This window comes from Mesorhizobium loti R88b (genome assembly GCF_013170845.1).
Lineage (GTDB): Bacteria > Pseudomonadota > Alphaproteobacteria > Rhizobiales > Rhizobiaceae > Mesorhizobium > Mesorhizobium loti_B.
The window spans coordinates 6,856,579-6,873,144 of record NZ_CP033367.1 but is presented as its reverse complement, the minus strand read 5'-3'; the positions used below and the strand labels follow the sequence as shown (position 1 = coordinate 6,873,144).

13 protein-coding genes and 2 pseudogenes are annotated in these 16,566 nt (G+C 56.2%); 10 read left to right on the top strand and 5 right to left on the bottom strand.

Annotation, left to right across the window (positions count from 1 at the left end):
• Positions 1-352: 352 nt before the first annotated feature.
• Both EB235_RS35045 and EB235_RS35040 read right to left on the bottom strand, forming a co-directional pair.
• Positions 353-826 (bottom strand): IS630 family transposase, encoded by a 474-nt coding sequence (locus tag EB235_RS35045; RefSeq protein ID WP_051371482.1) that lies wholly within the window; start codon positions 824-826, stop codon positions 353-355.
• Between the two features lie 84 nt (positions 827-910).
• A complete protein-coding gene (locus EB235_RS35040) occupies positions 911-1,303 on the bottom strand; it encodes an IS630 transposase-related protein (protein ID WP_152536278.1) in 393 nt (130 codons plus the stop codon).
• Positions 1,304-1,909: 606 nt separating this feature from the next.
• Here EB235_RS35040 and EB235_RS33145 point away from each other — a divergent pair.
• The 3 genes from EB235_RS33145 to EB235_RS33135 all read left to right on the top strand — a co-directional run bounded on the left by EB235_RS33145 (position 1,910) and on the right by EB235_RS33135 (position 5,326).
• Positions 1,910-2,992 (top strand): M24 family metallopeptidase, encoded by a 1,083-nt coding sequence (locus tag EB235_RS33145; protein ID WP_246741407.1) that lies wholly within the window; start codon positions 1,910-1,912, stop codon positions 2,990-2,992.
• A gap of 21 nt (positions 2,993-3,013) precedes the next feature.
• Positions 3,014-3,724: a gamma-glutamyl-gamma-aminobutyrate hydrolase family protein gene (locus tag EB235_RS33140; protein ID WP_080680393.1), complete on the top strand. Its 711-nt coding sequence runs from the start codon at positions 3,014-3,016 to the stop codon at positions 3,722-3,724.
• Positions 3,725-3,925: 201 nt separating this feature from the next.
• Entirely contained in the window at positions 3,926-5,326 is a 1,401-nt protein-coding gene (locus tag EB235_RS33135) for an MmgE/PrpD family protein (protein WP_080680520.1), read from the top strand.
• A 152-nt stretch (positions 5,327-5,478) separates the two neighbouring features.
• On the opposite strand, the pseudogene EB235_RS35035 reads toward EB235_RS33135, so the two are convergent.
• Positions 5,479-5,792: pseudogene (locus EB235_RS35035) on the bottom strand (glycine C-acetyltransferase); the annotation flags it as partial.
• Positions 5,793-6,058: 266 nt separating this feature from the next.
• On the opposite strand from EB235_RS35035, the gene EB235_RS33130 reads away from it, so the two are divergent.
• Positions 6,059-7,216 (top strand): M24 family metallopeptidase, encoded by a 1,158-nt coding sequence (locus EB235_RS33130; protein ID WP_158673669.1) that lies wholly within the window; start codon positions 6,059-6,061, stop codon positions 7,214-7,216.
• A 107-nt stretch (positions 7,217-7,323) separates the two neighbouring features.
• Here EB235_RS33130 and EB235_RS33125 read toward each other — a convergent pair.
• A pseudogene (locus tag EB235_RS33125) lies at positions 7,324-7,541 on the bottom strand (D-amino acid dehydrogenase); the annotation flags it as partial.
• Positions 7,542-7,964: 423 nt separating this feature from the next.
• Here EB235_RS33125 and EB235_RS33120 point away from each other — a divergent pair.
• The 3 genes from EB235_RS33120 (at position 7,965) to EB235_RS33110 (ending at position 11,001) form a co-directional block, all read left to right on the top strand.
• A complete protein-coding gene (locus EB235_RS33120) occupies positions 7,965-8,420 on the top strand; it encodes an Lrp/AsnC family transcriptional regulator (protein WP_027033248.1) in 456 nt (151 codons plus the stop codon).
• A 322-nt stretch (positions 8,421-8,742) separates the two neighbouring features.
• Complete coding sequence (locus EB235_RS33115; RefSeq protein WP_027033249.1) at positions 8,743-9,702, top strand: aminotransferase class IV; 960 nt, start codon at positions 8,743-8,745, stop codon at positions 9,700-9,702.
• Between the two features lie 69 nt (positions 9,703-9,771).
• Complete coding sequence (locus EB235_RS33110; protein WP_051371477.1) at positions 9,772-11,001, top strand: glycine C-acetyltransferase; 1,230 nt, start codon at positions 9,772-9,774, stop codon at positions 10,999-11,001.
• An 866-nt stretch (positions 11,002-11,867) separates the two neighbouring features.
• Here EB235_RS33110 and EB235_RS33105 read toward each other — a convergent pair.
• Positions 11,868-13,202 (bottom strand): ISNCY-like element ISMlo5 family transposase, encoded by a 1,335-nt coding sequence (locus EB235_RS33105; RefSeq protein WP_027033250.1) that lies wholly within the window; start codon positions 13,200-13,202, stop codon positions 11,868-11,870.
• A gap of 597 nt (positions 13,203-13,799) precedes the next feature.
• Here EB235_RS33105 and EB235_RS33100 point away from each other — a divergent pair.
• The 3 genes from EB235_RS33100 to EB235_RS33090 all read left to right on the top strand — a co-directional run bounded on the left by EB235_RS33100 (position 13,800) and on the right by EB235_RS33090 (position 16,532).
• A complete protein-coding gene (locus EB235_RS33100) occupies positions 13,800-14,633 on the top strand; it encodes an ABC transporter substrate-binding protein (protein ID WP_027033251.1) in 834 nt (277 codons plus the stop codon).
• Between the two features lie 61 nt (positions 14,634-14,694).
• Positions 14,695-15,669 (top strand): amino acid ABC transporter permease, encoded by a 975-nt coding sequence (locus EB235_RS33095; protein WP_027033252.1) that lies wholly within the window; start codon positions 14,695-14,697, stop codon positions 15,667-15,669.
• A 119-nt stretch (positions 15,670-15,788) separates the two neighbouring features.
• Positions 15,789-16,532, top strand: coding sequence for an amino acid ABC transporter ATP-binding protein (locus tag EB235_RS33090; protein ID WP_027033253.1), 744 nt, complete (start codon positions 15,789-15,791; stop codon positions 16,530-16,532).
• Positions 16,533-16,566: the final 34 nt, after the last annotated feature.

Below are 16,566 nucleotides of genomic sequence, written 5' to 3'. Positions count from 1 at the left end.
GCTTGGCGAGATGGCAATCACGCGGATGGACCTGACGGCAGCGCGAGTTCGGGCTGCGCCGGCGAAGACGCGGGATGCACGGGCGGCACCCCGGACACGGGCGATCGCCCGCGACCGCAAGATAGCGGCGGACACTGGGCATGCATCGGCAGACGCCGCGCCACTGCATGCTTCGCTACAATGCGGGCGGATTGAGCGGCCTTTGCAGCCGCAAATCGCTGGAGCTCCAGGCGCAGTGACGCCGACGCAGAAGGTCGCGTTGGCGCGTTGGTGGAACAGGGCCACGATCCTGGGCGCAAACGGCATGGTGCGCTGGCGGCGCAAAGACCTTAGGCCTTAAAGCGTGTCGCGATTAATTGGCCTCATATCCGGCAGCTTTGAAGAAGTTTCTGCATTCGGCTGGCTGGAACAGATGGCAGATATCGCCGAGAGCCTCGCAGAGGGCATCGAAGCTTCTGGCCGCCTTCTTTCGCAGCCTCGCCTTGAGTTTTGAATAGGCCATCTCGATCGGGTTGAGGTCTGGCGAGTATGGCGGCAGGAACAGGAGCCATGCGCCCCTTTGGCGAACCAGTTGCGCGGCGCGCTCGTTCTTGTGGAAGCCGACATTGTCGAGAATGACGACATCGCCGGGCGACAGTTCGGGAGCGAGCTGAGTTTCGACGTAGCGTTCGAAGATGGCGGCATTCATCGGCGCGTTGACGATCCATGGCGCGACAAGACCGTGGCATCGCAGCCCGGCGATGAAGGTCTGCGTCTGCCATTTGCCGAATGGCGCATGCGTCCTGAAGCGCTCGCCCTTCGGCGCCCAGCCGGTGCGTTTGGTCAGCTTGGTGTGGTCGACGTCTCATCAATGAAGATCAGCCGCGCCAAAGCCTTGTTGAAGAAGCGCTTTCGCCGTCCGATCCACAGCTCACGCGCCTGGCGCACGTCGGCTCGCTGCTGCTCGCTGGCCTGCAGAGTTTTTTTTATGACTGAGCCCCAGGCGATTGAGCAGGCGCCCGACATTGGAGCGGTGCACGCTCACCCCGCGCACTTCCAGTTCGACGCAAAGCTCATCCAGCGTCAGTTCGCCGGCCTCGGCCAACCGCAAGCGGACAAACTCGGCATGCGGCTCAAGCTTCCCGCCGCCCACATGGCCCTGCCGGCGCGCTTCAAGCGAACCGGTCTGCCTGCGCAGGTTGATCAGATTGTTCACAAAGCGAGGCGAAACGCGGAAATGGCGCGCAGCCTCACGGTGACCATGTCCCTCATCGACATACGCAACAACACGACGACGCAACTCAAGCGGTAGCGGCTTGCCCATCGCGGTCTCCTTTCAACCGCAATGAATCACGATCTCAAATCAAGGGGAATCCTGAATCCCTTAAATCGCGACACGCTTTAGGCGGCGGACGGAGGCAATGTTCGAGATTGCAGAAATGCACGGCGGGCGCGCTTCTGGCTGGGCTCGACTTTATACGGCTGACGCCGCGTGCCCTTCACCCGAGGGCGTACGAAGCGGCTATTAGACTAGGAGGACTTAAAAACTCTTCCGACAAAGTAGCGCTGTTTGTCGGGGTCGCCGGGATACTCGGCTGCAGTCGTGACAGAAGATCGCTGTCGGGCCGTCAAAACTCCATAGCTTGGGCATGTGCGTGTGAGCGATCTTCACCAGCGAAACCTCGTACGTTGAGCGCCGATTTCAAATTGGGCCAACTTCTGCAACCGAATTTCAACAAGCACTAAGTTTTGACGGAAACGCGTCTTGTTTCGATATTAACATATGAGGGTTGGCTGAACCATCGGTCCCGGAACCACAAACTGGCACTAACTTTCAACGGAGCTGAGAACAGTGACTGAGGCGGCGAATAGCAGGATGGATTTCCCACTCGAGGAGTATCGTGCACGGTTGCACCGTACCCAGGAGGAAATGGCGAAATACCATCTTCCTGTCCTCTTGCTGCACCAACCAGAAAACATCAACTATCTTACCGGTTTGGATGACGTTATGTACGTCTCCTATCTTGCCTTAGTTGTTCCCAGCCGCGGAAACCCGGTGCTTGTCATTCGCGACATGGAAGTTCCGGCAGCACAAAACACATCGTGGGTAAAAGACTACGTGGTATATCCAGATGCTGCTATCGATCCGCTCCGTGTTTCTCTCGATGCAGCACACAAGGCCCTACATGGCCTAGGTTTGGCAGGCGGACGGATTGGTCTAGATGACCACTCGTGGTTCTTGACCGCAGAACGTTGGAAAATGCTTCAAACGGTGCTGCCTCATGCAAACTTAGTCGCAGAACCGCTGATTGTCGATCACCTCCGCCTGATCAAGTCACAGCGGGAAATAGATTATCTACGTGGCGCTGCTCGGAGCGTTGACGCGGGGATGCGAGTGGGTCTTGATGCGATCAAGGGCGGCGTGTCGGAGCGAGAGTTGGCTGTCGCAGTCTATAGCGAATTGACACGCGCTTGCACACAGGTGCCAGACGGCTGTCAAATCACCTCTGGTGACCGAACAAATCTCATACACGGGTGGTCCACTGACCGACGCTTGGAACGCGGCGATCCTGTTTATTTTGAGCTCAACGGAATTCACAAAGGATACTGGGCGCGCTTGATGCGTACCGCGGTCGTTGGCCCGGCGACTGCGCAGCAGCGCCGTGTAGCGGAGAAAATCATCGGCATTCAAGACGAGGCTATCGCGCTGATGCGCCCGGGCATACCGGCCAGCGTAGTCGATCAAGCTTGCCGCGAACCGATCTTAGTGGCGGGTCTTCGCCAGACCTACACCAACCGTACTGGCTATTCGCTGGGGCTCAATCAACGGCCCTCCACCGCCGAATTGATCCGAGAGTTCCTGCCGGATGTGAAATGGGTGCTGCAGCCCGGAATGGTGTTCCATATGGTGGCGATCGCCGGCGGCATGGGATTCAGCGAGACTGTTCTGGTAACGGAAGATGGGCCTGAACGCCTGACGGGCTTGGACCGTAGACTTTTTGAGAGTGCCTGACGGCTTACCCTGGGGAACAAAATGCGACCACTTGTTGGAATTGTCAGCAACTTTGAAGTCGATAAGAAGGGTTACTTCTGTTTAGAAAATTATGTTCGTGCGATCGAGCAATCCGGAGCGCTTCCAATCATCCTGCCTTATGTTAGTGAAGGCGATGTTGGGCAGTTGCTCGACACATTGTCGGGAATAGTTCTGACCGGCGGTGGGGACTTTCCAACCGAGTTCTACGGTGCGGATCCACACCCAACTGTACAGCGAATGATCCCCGAGCGTGATCGATTCGAGTTCGCTCTCGCCCGGGCAGCGTTTGAACGGCCGGTGCCGGTACTCGGTATTTGCCGTGGCATGCAGATACTGAATGTTGTCGCGGGAGGAACTATCTATCCCCATACTCGGGACGCTCTCCCTGAAGTCGGCGACCATCGTGATGGGACCCCGCTTGAACAGACAGTCCATGGGATTAACATTGAGCCAAATACATACCTCTCGCGACTTGTCGAAAGCCCAAATTTGTCATTCCGGGTCAACAGCTCGCATCACCAGGCTATTGACAGGCTGGCACCTGGTTTCGTCGTTTCGGCACGAGCCGACGACGGTATCGTCGAGGCAATCGAGGCGCCGGATCGGCCCTTTGTCATCGGTGTGCAGTGGCATCCCGAGGCGATGTTCGAGAGCGAGCCTGCGTGCCGGTCACTGATTCAGAACTTCGCCAAAGCTTGCGGGGTCAAGTAAAATCCATAAGGCCAAAGAGCAGCAGTATCGTCGTTTCACTATAGCGGCAGGTAGACGCATGTTGCAAAACGCTCAGCTTCCTTTAGGATGGCAACCCGCTCACTCACATCAATAGCCGCGCGAGTAATGACTATGGGTTGAGCGCAAGATACTTTTTCTTACGACTGCTAAGGCGGCTTATCATGAATATTGGAGCACATCGTGCAGCCCCTTTTAAAACTCGCCGACTTCGTGGCTACCTTTCCGCCGAAAAGTTTGCCTGTGCCAACCACGCAGACGATCTCCACCCTGATGCTCGATCTGATCGGTGCTGCAGGAGCGGGCTTACATTCGCCGCTTGCGAGGGCTGCCAGAGCATCCGCCCTTAATGCATATGGTGAAGGGTCTGTGAGGATTTGGCTGACTAATCGGACATCAAGTGTTGTAGGCGCTGCCATGGCCAACAGCGCTGCCGCCAGCGCGCTTGATATCGATGACGGTCACCGCGGCGCTGCGGGTCACGCTGGCGCCGGCGTTATACCTGCTGCTCTGGCAGTCGCCGAAGCCGTTGGTGGATCATCATCGGAAGTATCGGAAGCAATTGCGCTCGGTTACGAGATCGCTTTGCGCGTCGCAAGTTCCCGCCCCGCGGAATCGGTGGATACCTATGCTAGTGGGCGATGGGTAAACTATGGCGCTGCAGCCGCTGCAGCCCGCCTGCTCAAGTTAACCGCTAACGAGACCGCTCATGCGCTTGGTATCGCGGGCGGCGAAGGCCCAATCGTCTTCACGGCCCCGTCTCCAAAGTTCGAAGGCAGCACGATCAAAGAAGGTATTCCTCCTGCCGTCGTGGCAGGTATTACTGCTGCTTATCGGGCTCGAGAGGGAGCGACCGGCCCGCTCGACCTCTTCAACGACGAGGTTCGTTTTGATCGCAACGTTCTTTTGGGCGGTCTGGGATCGTCTTGGGAGGCGCAAAATTGCTATCTGAAACCTTACGCGTGTTGCCGATACATGCATGCAGCCGTTGACGCTATCATCTCGATGCGTAGACGTGGAACTGAGATCAAGACGCTTCGAATCAACACGTTTCCCCAAGCAATGCGCTTGGCAAACGAGCGCGCCCCAACCAACCTAGAGGGGGCTCAGTACAGCTTCTATTTCAATTGCGCGCTCGCTTCTCTTTACGGCGCTGAGGAACTTCAACCGGTCGCCTTAGAGAGACTCACTGACGAGAGGGTTCTCGAAATTGCTAACCTCATCGAACTCGTCCCGTCGCCGGAATTCGCCACGGCATTTCCTTTTGGTACACCGGCTAGGGTCTTCCTCGATCAGGGTGATGGGGTTCAAGAAATGCTTGTACTGCATCCGCTTGGAGATGTGGCAAATCCGATGTCGAGAGAGCAAGTCATTCACAAGTTCATGAACATCACCGAAAATCTCGGGCGCGAATGGCAGGAGGACCTTGTTGCCGCAGCATTGAATTTCGAGGAGGGGGGACTGTCATATCTCGTTTCATCCCTGGCCGCTCCCAGGCAACATGCCTATCCGACGGCGCGGGGGAGCCGTGGCGATCCGAGCGACCTATTGATGCTGGAAAGGACAGCCGGCTACAGAACTTGAGAGGTCGTCGGCGAGCCGAACCTTGGCGTGTTGGATTGACGGTCCATTTCCACCAGCCGCTCCTTGGGCCTTCACATGCCTGAAGGATTCCGAACTTCCCGATTGGGGATGTCGGACGGCTTCGCCTCGCTTCCTGCAACTCCGCTCCTTGGCTTTCTGCAGTTCAACTTGCAGCGGCCCATGTCGTTATTGGCATAGCGAAAGCCCTTGGCCTTAGAGATGCGCACGCTGTCTATGATCGCGGCACAGTTGAGCGAGTCGGAGATGAAAATCGCTTCGAATAGGCTGCCGTTCGCGTCGAAGCAAGAGGAGTAGAGGATCGTGTCTCCCACACGAAGGAACGACGAGCGCGCCTCGAGCTGCTTATGCGCGACCTATGTGCCGCATGTGAAGCGGACCGACGCAAATACCATAGCTGTAACGGTTGAGAGCCTTTTGCCGGTTCGGCCAACTGGCCGTTCTCGGCAGCCTAAGAGTGTTAGGCGCTATCGCCCGAGGCGACCTCGATTCGCCCGCCTTGTTCCCATCGGAAAACGGATTCACCGCAGCGCATCCAATTGGCACATGATCCCAAGCAGCGCTTCAACTGGACATCGTGGTCCACGACCACGCGGCGCCTATTCGCGCTGACAACCTCGATCCGGTCGGCGCCCGGCAATGACCCTGCCGCCACGCATGTCAGGGTGGCGCAGTTTGGCGAATCGCTATCAGACACAACTAGGAGAACCATTGATGTCCGCCGCATTCACTCGAGAAGAATATCGCCAACGCACACGTCGACTTCGCCAGCGGATGGCCGAGCGCGGCATTGACACGCTGCTCGTCCTGAACGAGTCAAATATGAACTATCTCACTGGCTATGAGGGGTATTCAGATTACGTTCCGCAACTCGCTCTGGTGTCTCAAGACGAAGAAGATCCGTGGCTCATCTTGCGCGAGATTGATACATTTTGCGCGACACCGACCTCCTACCTGCCGGAGTCGCGCGTCCTAAGCTATCCCGAGCAATATATTGGTTCCAGCGAGCGCACGCCGTGGCAACCGATAGCCGATCTTATCAGGGAGCGTTCCAAATCTAATCGGCTCGGCGTTGAAATGGGGGCGAAAATTCTTGGCATGAAATCTTATGCCGCTCTTGCCAACAATCTTGACATGTCGAAAGCGATTGATGCGGATGGCATGGTTGCCACGCTGCATCGAGTAAAATCGCCGGCAGAACTCGCCTACATGGAACAGGCTGGGAAGATTGCCGACAGGGCCTTGCAAGCCGGTCGGCTTGAGATTTCTGTGGGCGCGCGCGAGTGTGACGTGGCTGCCGCAGTTCAAAGTGCTCTCATTAGAGGAACTCCAGAATTCCCTGGCGGGCCTTGCTATGGCGCTCTCACCATGCCCGTTGGCTCCCCGGCCAATGCACCTCATCTCAAGTGGTCCGATGCCACCTACAGGTTGGGATGTCAGACAAATTTTGAGATTGGCGCCTTTCGACACCGTTATGCATGCGCATTGTCGAGGACGATTTTCTTGGGTGAGCCAAGCGCTCGCGCACAACATCTACATCGAGCAGCGCTGGACGGCTTTCTCTCGGAGTTCGACGCAATTCGGCCGGGCGTTAAGTGCTCCGATGTCTCCCACGCGTTTAAGCGAGCATTCGAACCCTATGGCGTGCGTAAAGAGTCCAGGAGCGGTTACTCCACGGGTATCGACTGGAGTGGTGATCTCAGCTTCAATCCCGACGATCACACCGTGATCGAAGCTAACATGACCTTCCATGTCCTTATTGGCATTTGGGAGAAAGAAGACGGCTACATCTTCAGTGAGACCGTCCGCGTCACTGAGACTGGTGCGAAGTCGCTGAGCAACATGTCGCGTAAACTGCTCGTGAATTACTGACCTCGATTGGTTGACGATACGGGCGTGCCTTCTGTGACCCGCGCCGGGGTCGACTTCACGGAGGCAGAGTGTCTAAGTTGAGCGCTCTGCTTGCCGGAGAGCGGCAAGTTGATGGCATACCGTCCGGACGTGCAGTTGAACAATATCTTCACCAGCCAGGAGAGCATGGCGTGGACGATCTTGGGCCGCTGGATGATCGGTGCATGTTCCATGAATAGCCACTTGATGGCTTTCTGCGGAGTACCAGGGGCGGCCTAGGGTGAACAATAGCCGCACGAAACTACGCCGGCATGGGCAAAGCAGGGTTCCAGCGCCGGACCTTTTGCTGGCCGATGATCGTCACCTCATGGCATCCGATTCAAAACCACTACCCTTCTCCATAAACAGGAGCAGACTCCAAAATGCGACTGTCAGTTATTGCCGACGTGTCCCGCAACGCCCTTAACTTGGCCAATATCCTCACTCCGAGGCGACCAGCCACACTCGGAAGCGGCGCGAGGTGAGAATTTCGCCGATACGCCTAGCTGACCAAACTCCAAGGTTGGTAGCCAAACCGGCAGCTGGTATTCAACCACCCTGTCGAAAGCACTCGCTGACATCGTTGCATGATTCCAGTCGACTTGAAACCTACATTGCATCGCCTGGCAAAAGGTGGCGCGTGCTTTGTAGAAAACCATGCGTTAAGATAGTTTGCGGTACCTCGGCGCTGTCGATAGTTTGCCGAGTATAATGCCGGAGCTGCACGAACATGTTGGATGATCTCGATCGACGCCTCATCGCCGCACTTCAGAAGAACAATAGATTGTCCTTTGCGGAACTGGCTGAGCTCGTAGGTTCTTCGGCAGCCTCGTGCATGCGGCGCGTCAATAAGCTCCGAGCGGACGGAGTGATAATAGCCGATATAGCGCTAGTCGATCCGAAAGCGCTTGGGAAATCCCTGACCGTTGTTGTAAATGTGGAACTAGACCGGGAACGCTTAGATCTTGTCGACGAGTTCAAGCGCGCCATGCGCGCCGCAAAGGAGGTAACTCAATGTTACATGGTAACGGGCGAGGCAGATTTCGTTCTGATCGTCACAGTGGAGGACGTAGAAGCGTTCGATGTGTTTGTGAAGACCAAGCTCTATACTAATCCAAACGTTCGCAAGTTTAGAAGTATGATCACGCTCGACCGTGTGAAGTTCGAACCTCGCATTTTGGTCTAAGGCTTATTTACGCTGATTTTTTTTGCCAGCAGACGGTGTTTTTTGAAGCGCCTATTGCGCTTGCGGTGCCGATTTGATCGTGCGTGCGCATAATTTGATGCAATGAATAGGTGCACTGGCGTTTTGCCAGCATGTATGAACTAGCGGCTTCGGTCCTCTTGTTCGTCACGCGAACGTTAGACATTCCAGACCTAACGGGATCTTAGAGCGACCCATTAGCAGCAACAAGGTTTCGCGTGGAAAGTACATGAGGTCCCTTGGGACGGCATGAGGTCAGACGCGCGCAGAGATCTTGGCGTAGCCACGTTTAGAGGAAGAAAACATGACACTTGCCACGACAGACGCGACGGTGGGAGTTCCGGAAGTCGAAACTACCCATAAGGATACCCGGCGTTATCCTCACGGTGTCGCCTTCATGGACGGACAGTACCTCCCAATGTCTGAAGCGAAGATCTCTGTCCTTGACTGGGGTTTCCTGCACTCTGACGCTACTTACGATACCGTGCACGTCTGGGAAGGGCGATTCTTCAGACTGGACCTTCATCTTGATCGCTTCTTCAGGGGGATGGATCGTCTCCGAATGAAGCTGCCCTATCATCGCCGAGAGGTCGAACGGGTTCTTTCAAACTGCGTCGCTCTGTCTGGACATAAATCAGCCTATGTTGAGATGATCTGCACGCGGGGAGGTTCGCCGACATTTAGCCGCGATCCGCGCGAGGCCGAGAATCGGTTCATTGCCTTTGCTGTGCCGTTTGGTTCGGTTGCCAACAAAGAACAGTTGGAGCGTGGTCTCCACGTTGGCGTAAGCGAAACTGTCCGAATTCCGCCGAAGTCAGTGGATCCGACGATCAAGAATTACCACTGGCTTGACTTGGTCAGAGGTCTTTACGATGCTTACGATGTGGGGGCGGAAACGGCGCTCATAATGGACACCAACGGCAATATTGCGGAAGGTCCCGGCTTTAATGTCTTCACCGTTAAGAACCGTCAGCTGAAGACACCAGCCTTTGGGGTGCTTCCAGGAATAACGCGGCAGTCCGTTTTCGACCTGTGTGGGGAAGTGGGACTTGCGGTGACGGCTGCAGACCTACCTCGTCTTGAACTGGGCGAAGCCGATGAGGTGTTCATCACCTCCACCGCAGGGGGGATCATGCCCGTGACGCGCGTTGATGGTTCATCCATCGGCAGCGGTAAAGTTGGCGTCGTGACCCGGCAGCTGATGGACCTCTACTGGCAAAAGCATTCCGATGATGCTTGGTCTACCCCCGTTAAATATGCGTAACTAGTCGAGCGTTAAGCAGACGGCTCCGATCTCGGGGGAGTTGCGCAAGGCTGAACGTCGGATACATCGATGACCCAAACCTTTCTTGCGCATCTTCGACGTGAACTGGCGGATCTTAAGTCCGGCGGTCTCTACAAATCCGAACGGGTGATTAGCTCGCGGCAGTCTCGAGAGATCAGGGTTGCCAACGGGAATAGTGTACTGAATTTTTGTGCGAACAACTATCTAGGCCTGGCGGACAACGAAGAGATTGCTGACGCCGCCAAAAAGGCGCTTGACCGTTATGGTTTTGGCATGGCCTCGGTACGCTTCATCTGCGGCACACAGGAAGAGCACAAACAACTGGAAGCGCGCATCTCCGGCTTTCTCGGCATGGAGGATACGATCCTTTATTCCTCCTGCTTCGATGCGAACGGAGGCCTCTTCGAGACGCTGCTTGGTGAGGAGGACGCTATCATTTCCGACGCCTTGAACCACGCCTCGATCATCGATGGCGCGCGCCTTTCGAAGGCAAGGCGCTTTCGTTACGCCAACAACGATATGAAGGCGCTGGAGGAAGAACTGAAAAAGGCGGACGGTGCGCGCTTCAAGTTGATCGCGACTGATGGCGTGTTCTCGATGGATGGCATCATCGCAAATCTGAGGGGCGTTTGCGACCTCGCGGACCGGTACGATGCGATGGTCATGGTGGACGATAGCCACGCCGTCGGCCTCGTCGGGGAGCATGGGCGCGGCTCTGCCGAATACTGCGGCGTGGAGGGTCGGGTGGACATTATCACGGGCACGCTCGGCAAGGCGCTCGGCGGTGCTTCCGGCGGCTACACGTCCGGCAATTCAGAAGTGATTGATTGGCTGCGCCAGCGTTCTCGGCCCTATCTCTTCTCCAACACGCTGGCGCCGGTGATCGCCGCTGCCTCGCTGAAGGTATTCGACATTGTCGATCGTGCGGGGGTTTTGCGCCAGAAGCTTTACGATAATGGCCGTCGTTTTCGGTCCGAAATGACCAAGGCGGGCTTTACGTTGGTCGGCGCGGACCATCCCATAATACCGGTGATGCTGGGCGATGCGAGCGTAGCGCAGCAGATGGCCGAAATGATGCTCCTCCGGGGCATCTATGTGATAGGCTTCTCCTTTCCTGTCGTTCCGAAAGGCCAAGCGCGCATCCGCACTCAGATGTCAGCAGCACATACTCTGGCGGATGTCGATTTCGCGGTGGAATGCTTTGTGGAGGTCGGTAAAGAACTGGGAGTCATCCCACTAAGACTGCCGCACCTCGATCAGAATCCCGGCACTGTCTAAGGAGAGTTGGCAGGACTAGATGGATGTTCTGTATGAGATTTGTCAGCCATAGTTCCGCTATCCAGATCGGCAGGTGGCGTCTCTGACTGGAATGCTCCTTGTTTCACCGGGGGAAAGTCAGCCAGGTTGATATTGCCAGTAGGAACTGCCCTGGGAGCCATCTTGAGCGAGGTATCGGAGAGATTTCGTTGCCGTCCTCGAGGGCGAGCCGGAGGACATACCGTTCTATCAATGTGCGAAAGCTGCGGGAATTCAGCATCCTCGGCCTATGACAATCACCGCGCGAGTTTAATACGCTCCTCAGGCTCTCAGCGAATTTGGAACGAGAGACTCCCAGAACGTCGGCCGCGGTCTTCATCGGCGACCGCCCTTCGGCAAAAAAGACAGGCCACGATATCTGTTTTCGGCCTGCTTTGAAAGTTGAAAGGGCGCCGCGGAGCACCTCAACCTCCATCGTCTAGCGGCGGAGCACGCGAAGGCGGTCCTCAAGCGTCCTAAGCTCAGAATTGCTGCCGACACGTTCATCTGAATCCACGGCAGCCGCTACTCCCTCTTATTAATGGCTTGCGGGTAACATCAAAGACATAAGCCTGTGCTTGAGCCTTTGAGACTCGGAATTCAATAGGTTGTTGGGCGCCATGTGAGAAAATCGATCCAGCCTCTAGTCTAGTCTAGTGCGCGTCCATAAACGGCTGTTTTTCCGGAGTTTTCAGTGGTCTTTGGCCTGCTGAAGCGATGTTTTGGGGAGGCGTGATGGTACAAGGGCATGGAGGTTGCGGCCGGGGGTCGATCTGGCGGCAATGGGGTCATAGGGGTATCGGCCGGCGCTCGCCGGCGTGCTCCTGAACGCAGCCCGATGACTGGGGTCAGTTCGATCTGAGGCGGGTGAAGAGGGCGAGATTGTAAGCGACCACCGAGGACCAGACGTAAGCCTTGAAGTGGTTGAGCCCGCGCCAGGTGCAGCGGGCCAAGCCATAGGCGCGCTTCAGGCAGGAGATGCTGGCCTCGATACCAGCGCGGAAGTTGCGCAGCTTGCGATAGACCCAGCGGCTGCTGACCATGTCTTCGATCCTGAGGGCGCTCTTCTTGTGGAACGCCATATCGCGCACGCCCCAAGCCTTGGCCTGGCGCAGATTGGGGCGGCTGGCATAGCCGCCGTCGGCCGCCGCCTGACGCGGCGGCTCGCCGTAAAACGCGATGTGGCGCTCCAGCATTAGCAGCAGACGCTCGCTGTCGGCTGGGTTGCCCGCTTCGATGACGAGATCGAGGATCAGTCCGCTGCGACCGGTCGTCAGATTGATCTTGTGACCATAATCGACGTCGCGGCTGCCCTTGACGATGATATCGGCATGCGGCTCGAACAGGCTCACCAGCTTCTCGCCGGCCGGGACCGGTTCGCCTGCCAGGACCCGCCGTTCGGTCTGGGCGATGATCCGCTCGATCAGCGGCCGGTAATGGCGGACTTGGGCCTGCCACAGTTCAACGGCCGGGCACGCCGCCAGGGTCAGCTGCTCAGCCGCCTGCTGGAGATAGCCCAAGGTGGTGCGTGTGATCCTGAGCAGCTCGCGGTAGTGCTTCACCCGTTTCGGGCGGCCGCGGGTATATTCGATCGACCGGGACCGCTTCTTCGCCGCGCGGCAGTGATCGTGCCATGGGATGGCGCTGCCCAGTGCATCCGCGTGCTGCAACAGCCGCACCATCACCCGCACAGCGTCCCATAACAGGCTGCTGTCGCTCGGCTCGTGGACGAGTGCGGCGGTGACGGTGCTGTCCACGCGCACGACCTTGCCGCCTTCCAGCTTCTCTCGCCCGGCGCTTGCCAGCAGTACTTTGTTGATTTCTTCCCAGGTCGGCGCTTGGATCGCGCTGATCGTCTTGTGCAGGACTGATTTCTTTGGGCTCCACCCCCATGGCAGCCGGGCAAAAGCCCGGAACGAGGCGGAATCCTCCAAGTGAAAGGCCAGTTCCTGATAGCTTAGTTGGCGGTGCTGCTTGAGCAGCGCGCAGCGCAGCACAGCCTCCGCCGGCAGGCCCTCGCGGCCGGTCTCCTTGAGATCGTGCCGGCGCAGGTCCCGCGTCACCAGGCTCAAAAGCTCGCGATGCCCGTCCAGCCATTGCGACATGGCTTTCAATTCACAGCCGATCTCGTGTCCGGCGAAAAGATCAAATACACTGGATTGGACGGTGCGTTCTTGGCGCATTGTCGGCTCCGGCGGTGGCAGAAACGCTTTGGAATCAGTGGCTTGATCTCGAAGTGTATCTGAACCCGCCGGGCCTTGCCTACCCAAAATCAGGATTCATTCAATAATATCAGCAGCTTGCCGTTTATGGACGCGCCTAGTCTAGACTAGGTGGCTGCCATTCCGCCATTCCTGGGGATGCAAAATGACTTGGACATCTAAGGCCTGCAACGTGGAAGCGGGAGAATGACCGCCTATCCAAGTTCTTGAACAGTGACATCAACGGATTTCAAACAAAGGCGCCTTTTGAAATGGCCATTTCGGCCTCGGGCACATTCTGGCGCACATCCCATGCCATCATGTACTATTCATGGCCATATGACGACGGCCAACGAAAGCCTGTTGGGACTGGAGACAAAAACTTCCGGGGCGATGTGTGAACGGCTCGATACCGTGCGTTCACATCTCGCCTGGGACCTCGTCAGCATAGGTAGCCATTGGCTTAGTGTTTACCCACACGATTCTGAGACCTCGTACCATGAGGAGGCCGGCTCAGAAATCTGAGTAGTAGAATGTCGGCCGGAGATCGAAAAAACTAACCTAACAAGGGGAACGAGCATGAAAAAGATTAAGATGGCTGTAACAGCGGTGTTAATCGCTCTCACGTCAGTGGCTTTTGGCCCTTCGGCTCACGCGGGAGAGGTTCTGGATCGCATCCTTACCTCTAAAACCCTCAGGGTTGCTGCGGGTGCCGATTGGGGGCTAATTGCTCACCTGGACGAAAAGAACGAACTAGTCGGCTACGATATCGATGTTGCCAAAGGAATTGCGAAGTATTTGGGCGTAAACGCTGAATTTGTAACGCCCGGCTGGGACTTGATTGCGGCCGGTAACTGGGCAGGTCGGTGGGACATTGGTACAGGACAAATGGCACCTACCAAGGCTCGCGCGGATAAGTTCGATTTCTCTGTGCCATACTTCTACGACCGCACGGTGATTGTCGTCCACAAGGATAGCAAGGCAACAAAAGGTTCCGATCTTGAGGGCAAGAAGATTGGCGTAAACGGTGGAACTGTTGCAGAAGCTTATGCAAACCAAACCTACACGCCGGATGACCCCAATGCGGCGCCCGTTCCCTACGATTTCAAAGCTGGCGAGGTCAAAACGTATGGCAATTCGACTATCGCCTTTGATGATCTTCGACTGGGCGATGGCGTCCGTCTCGACGCTGTCATTACAGACGAAACCTTCACGGAAGGTGCAATCAAGTCAGGTTATCCAATCAAGATTATCGATAGGCTCTTTGCCTTGCCTGCGGCAATCCCGATGATGAAGGGCGATAAAGAACTGGTAGAAAAGGTCTCTGCCGCGATCAAAAGCATGAGGGATGACGGGACACTGTCGAAGCTATCAGTGAAGTGGTATGGATCGGACCACTCTGTCGCGAAGTAAGTAGCTTCGTGAACATTGTGCGGCTCGGGTCAAACCGAGCCGCCTGGTTGGAGGATCTCTCTTGCTTTACCAAGATACTGTTGATTCCGAGGTACTAGTCCATCGACCTTGGTTTGTTGCGTCGATCTTCGCCGCCGTGCTCGCAGTTTCTCTGATGTTCAACCTTTCGGGCACAGCGTTCGGCGACCTTATGCGGCCTGTTATCGGCGACCCGCTGCAGAGCGGCATTTATGGGCGTGTCGCAATCGCCTTCGTCATTGCGGTGATGTTCTGCGTCAACATCGTGCTGATCGGGTTTGCCCCCTTGAGGGTGCAGATCGGCATTGTATGGGCCGAGCTGCTGCTGCTGTTTCTCGGCTTCTTCAACGCATTTAACCTTAACATGCCGTTCATCTGGGAGCATCTGCCATACCTGATCACGCAGGGTGTGGTGACCACGATTTATGTTTCGGCAGTTTCACTTATTTTCGCATCAATCATCGCGATGATCGCTGCTATTGCAAAGCTTTCAAGCAATGGCTTCGCCTATGCCCTCGCCAGCTTTTACACCTCGTTTTTCCGCGGTCTGCCGCTTCTTATCCAGATTTACCTGATTTACCTGGGGCTGCCGCAGCTGGGTATCGTGATCAATGCAGTTCCTTCGGGTATATTGGCACTGTCGCTTTGCGTAGGAGCTTATATGACGGAAATCTTCCGCGCGGGTATCCAGAGCATTGACCGCGGCCAATGGGAAGCATCCCGTTCGATCGGCTTTGGCTTCGGCCTTACCATACGCAAGATAATCCTGCCGCAGGCGCTTCCAGTCATCATTCCCCCCATGGGCAACACGTTCATTGCAATGCTGAAAGACAGCTCGCTTGTCTCGGTCCTCGGCGTATGGGAGTTGACATTCCTTGCTCGCACGATCGGCCAGCCGACCTTTCATCATATGGAGATGCTGATAACAGCGGCGATGATCTATTGGATCCTGTCCGCCTGCCTCGAGGTGCTCCAATCACGGCTTGAGCACCACTTCGCAAGGAGTAAAGTGCGATGACCGCTACCGACATAGATCATTTGATAGGCCTCAATGGAGGCGATTCCTCGATGGCGACAGGCAATGTGCGGCGCATACCAGTATCATCGCAGGCGTTATCCGGCCAGAAGCAGGTGCCAATGAGTGCTGACAAAATTATCGAAGCGACGCACGTCTCTAAATGGTACGGCAGCTTCAGAGCATTAACTGATGTCAACCTTACCGTCCGCAAAGGCGAACGCATCGTCATCTGTGGTCCCTCCGGCTCGGGCAAGTCCACCTTGATCCGCTGCTTCAACCGGCTCGAAGCGAATCAGGAGGGCGAGATCAGGGTGAATGGGATGCTATTGCACAACAAGATGCGGAATGTGACCGAAGTTCGCAAGAACGTAGGAATGGTATTCCAGCATTTCAATCTGTTCCCTCACATGACTGTGCTGATGAACTGCATGGCGGGCCCAATGTGGATCAAGGGGGTACCCGAAGCCCAAGCTAAACAGACTGCGCTAAAATATCTCGAACGCGTGCGAATTCCAGAACAGGCAAATAAATACCCGGTTCAACTCTCGGGCGGACAGCAGCAGCGCGTGGCCATTGCCCGCTCGCTGTGCATGGAGCCCGCGGTCATGTTATTCGATGAACCTACATCGGCACTTGATCCTGAGATGGTGTCGGAAGTGTTGGAAACCATGACGAGCTTGGCACGCGATGGCATGACCATGGTCTGCGTTACCCACGAGATGGGCTTTGCACGTGCCGTCGCCGATAGGATTATCTTTATGGATAAAGGCCGGATTGTTGAGGAGGCCAATCCGAACGACTTCTTCACCAACCCCCACCATGAACGGACCAGGCTGTTCCTTAGCCAGATCTTGTCGCATTAGATAGTATTTCTTAAGGTAGGACATATCGGAGCTG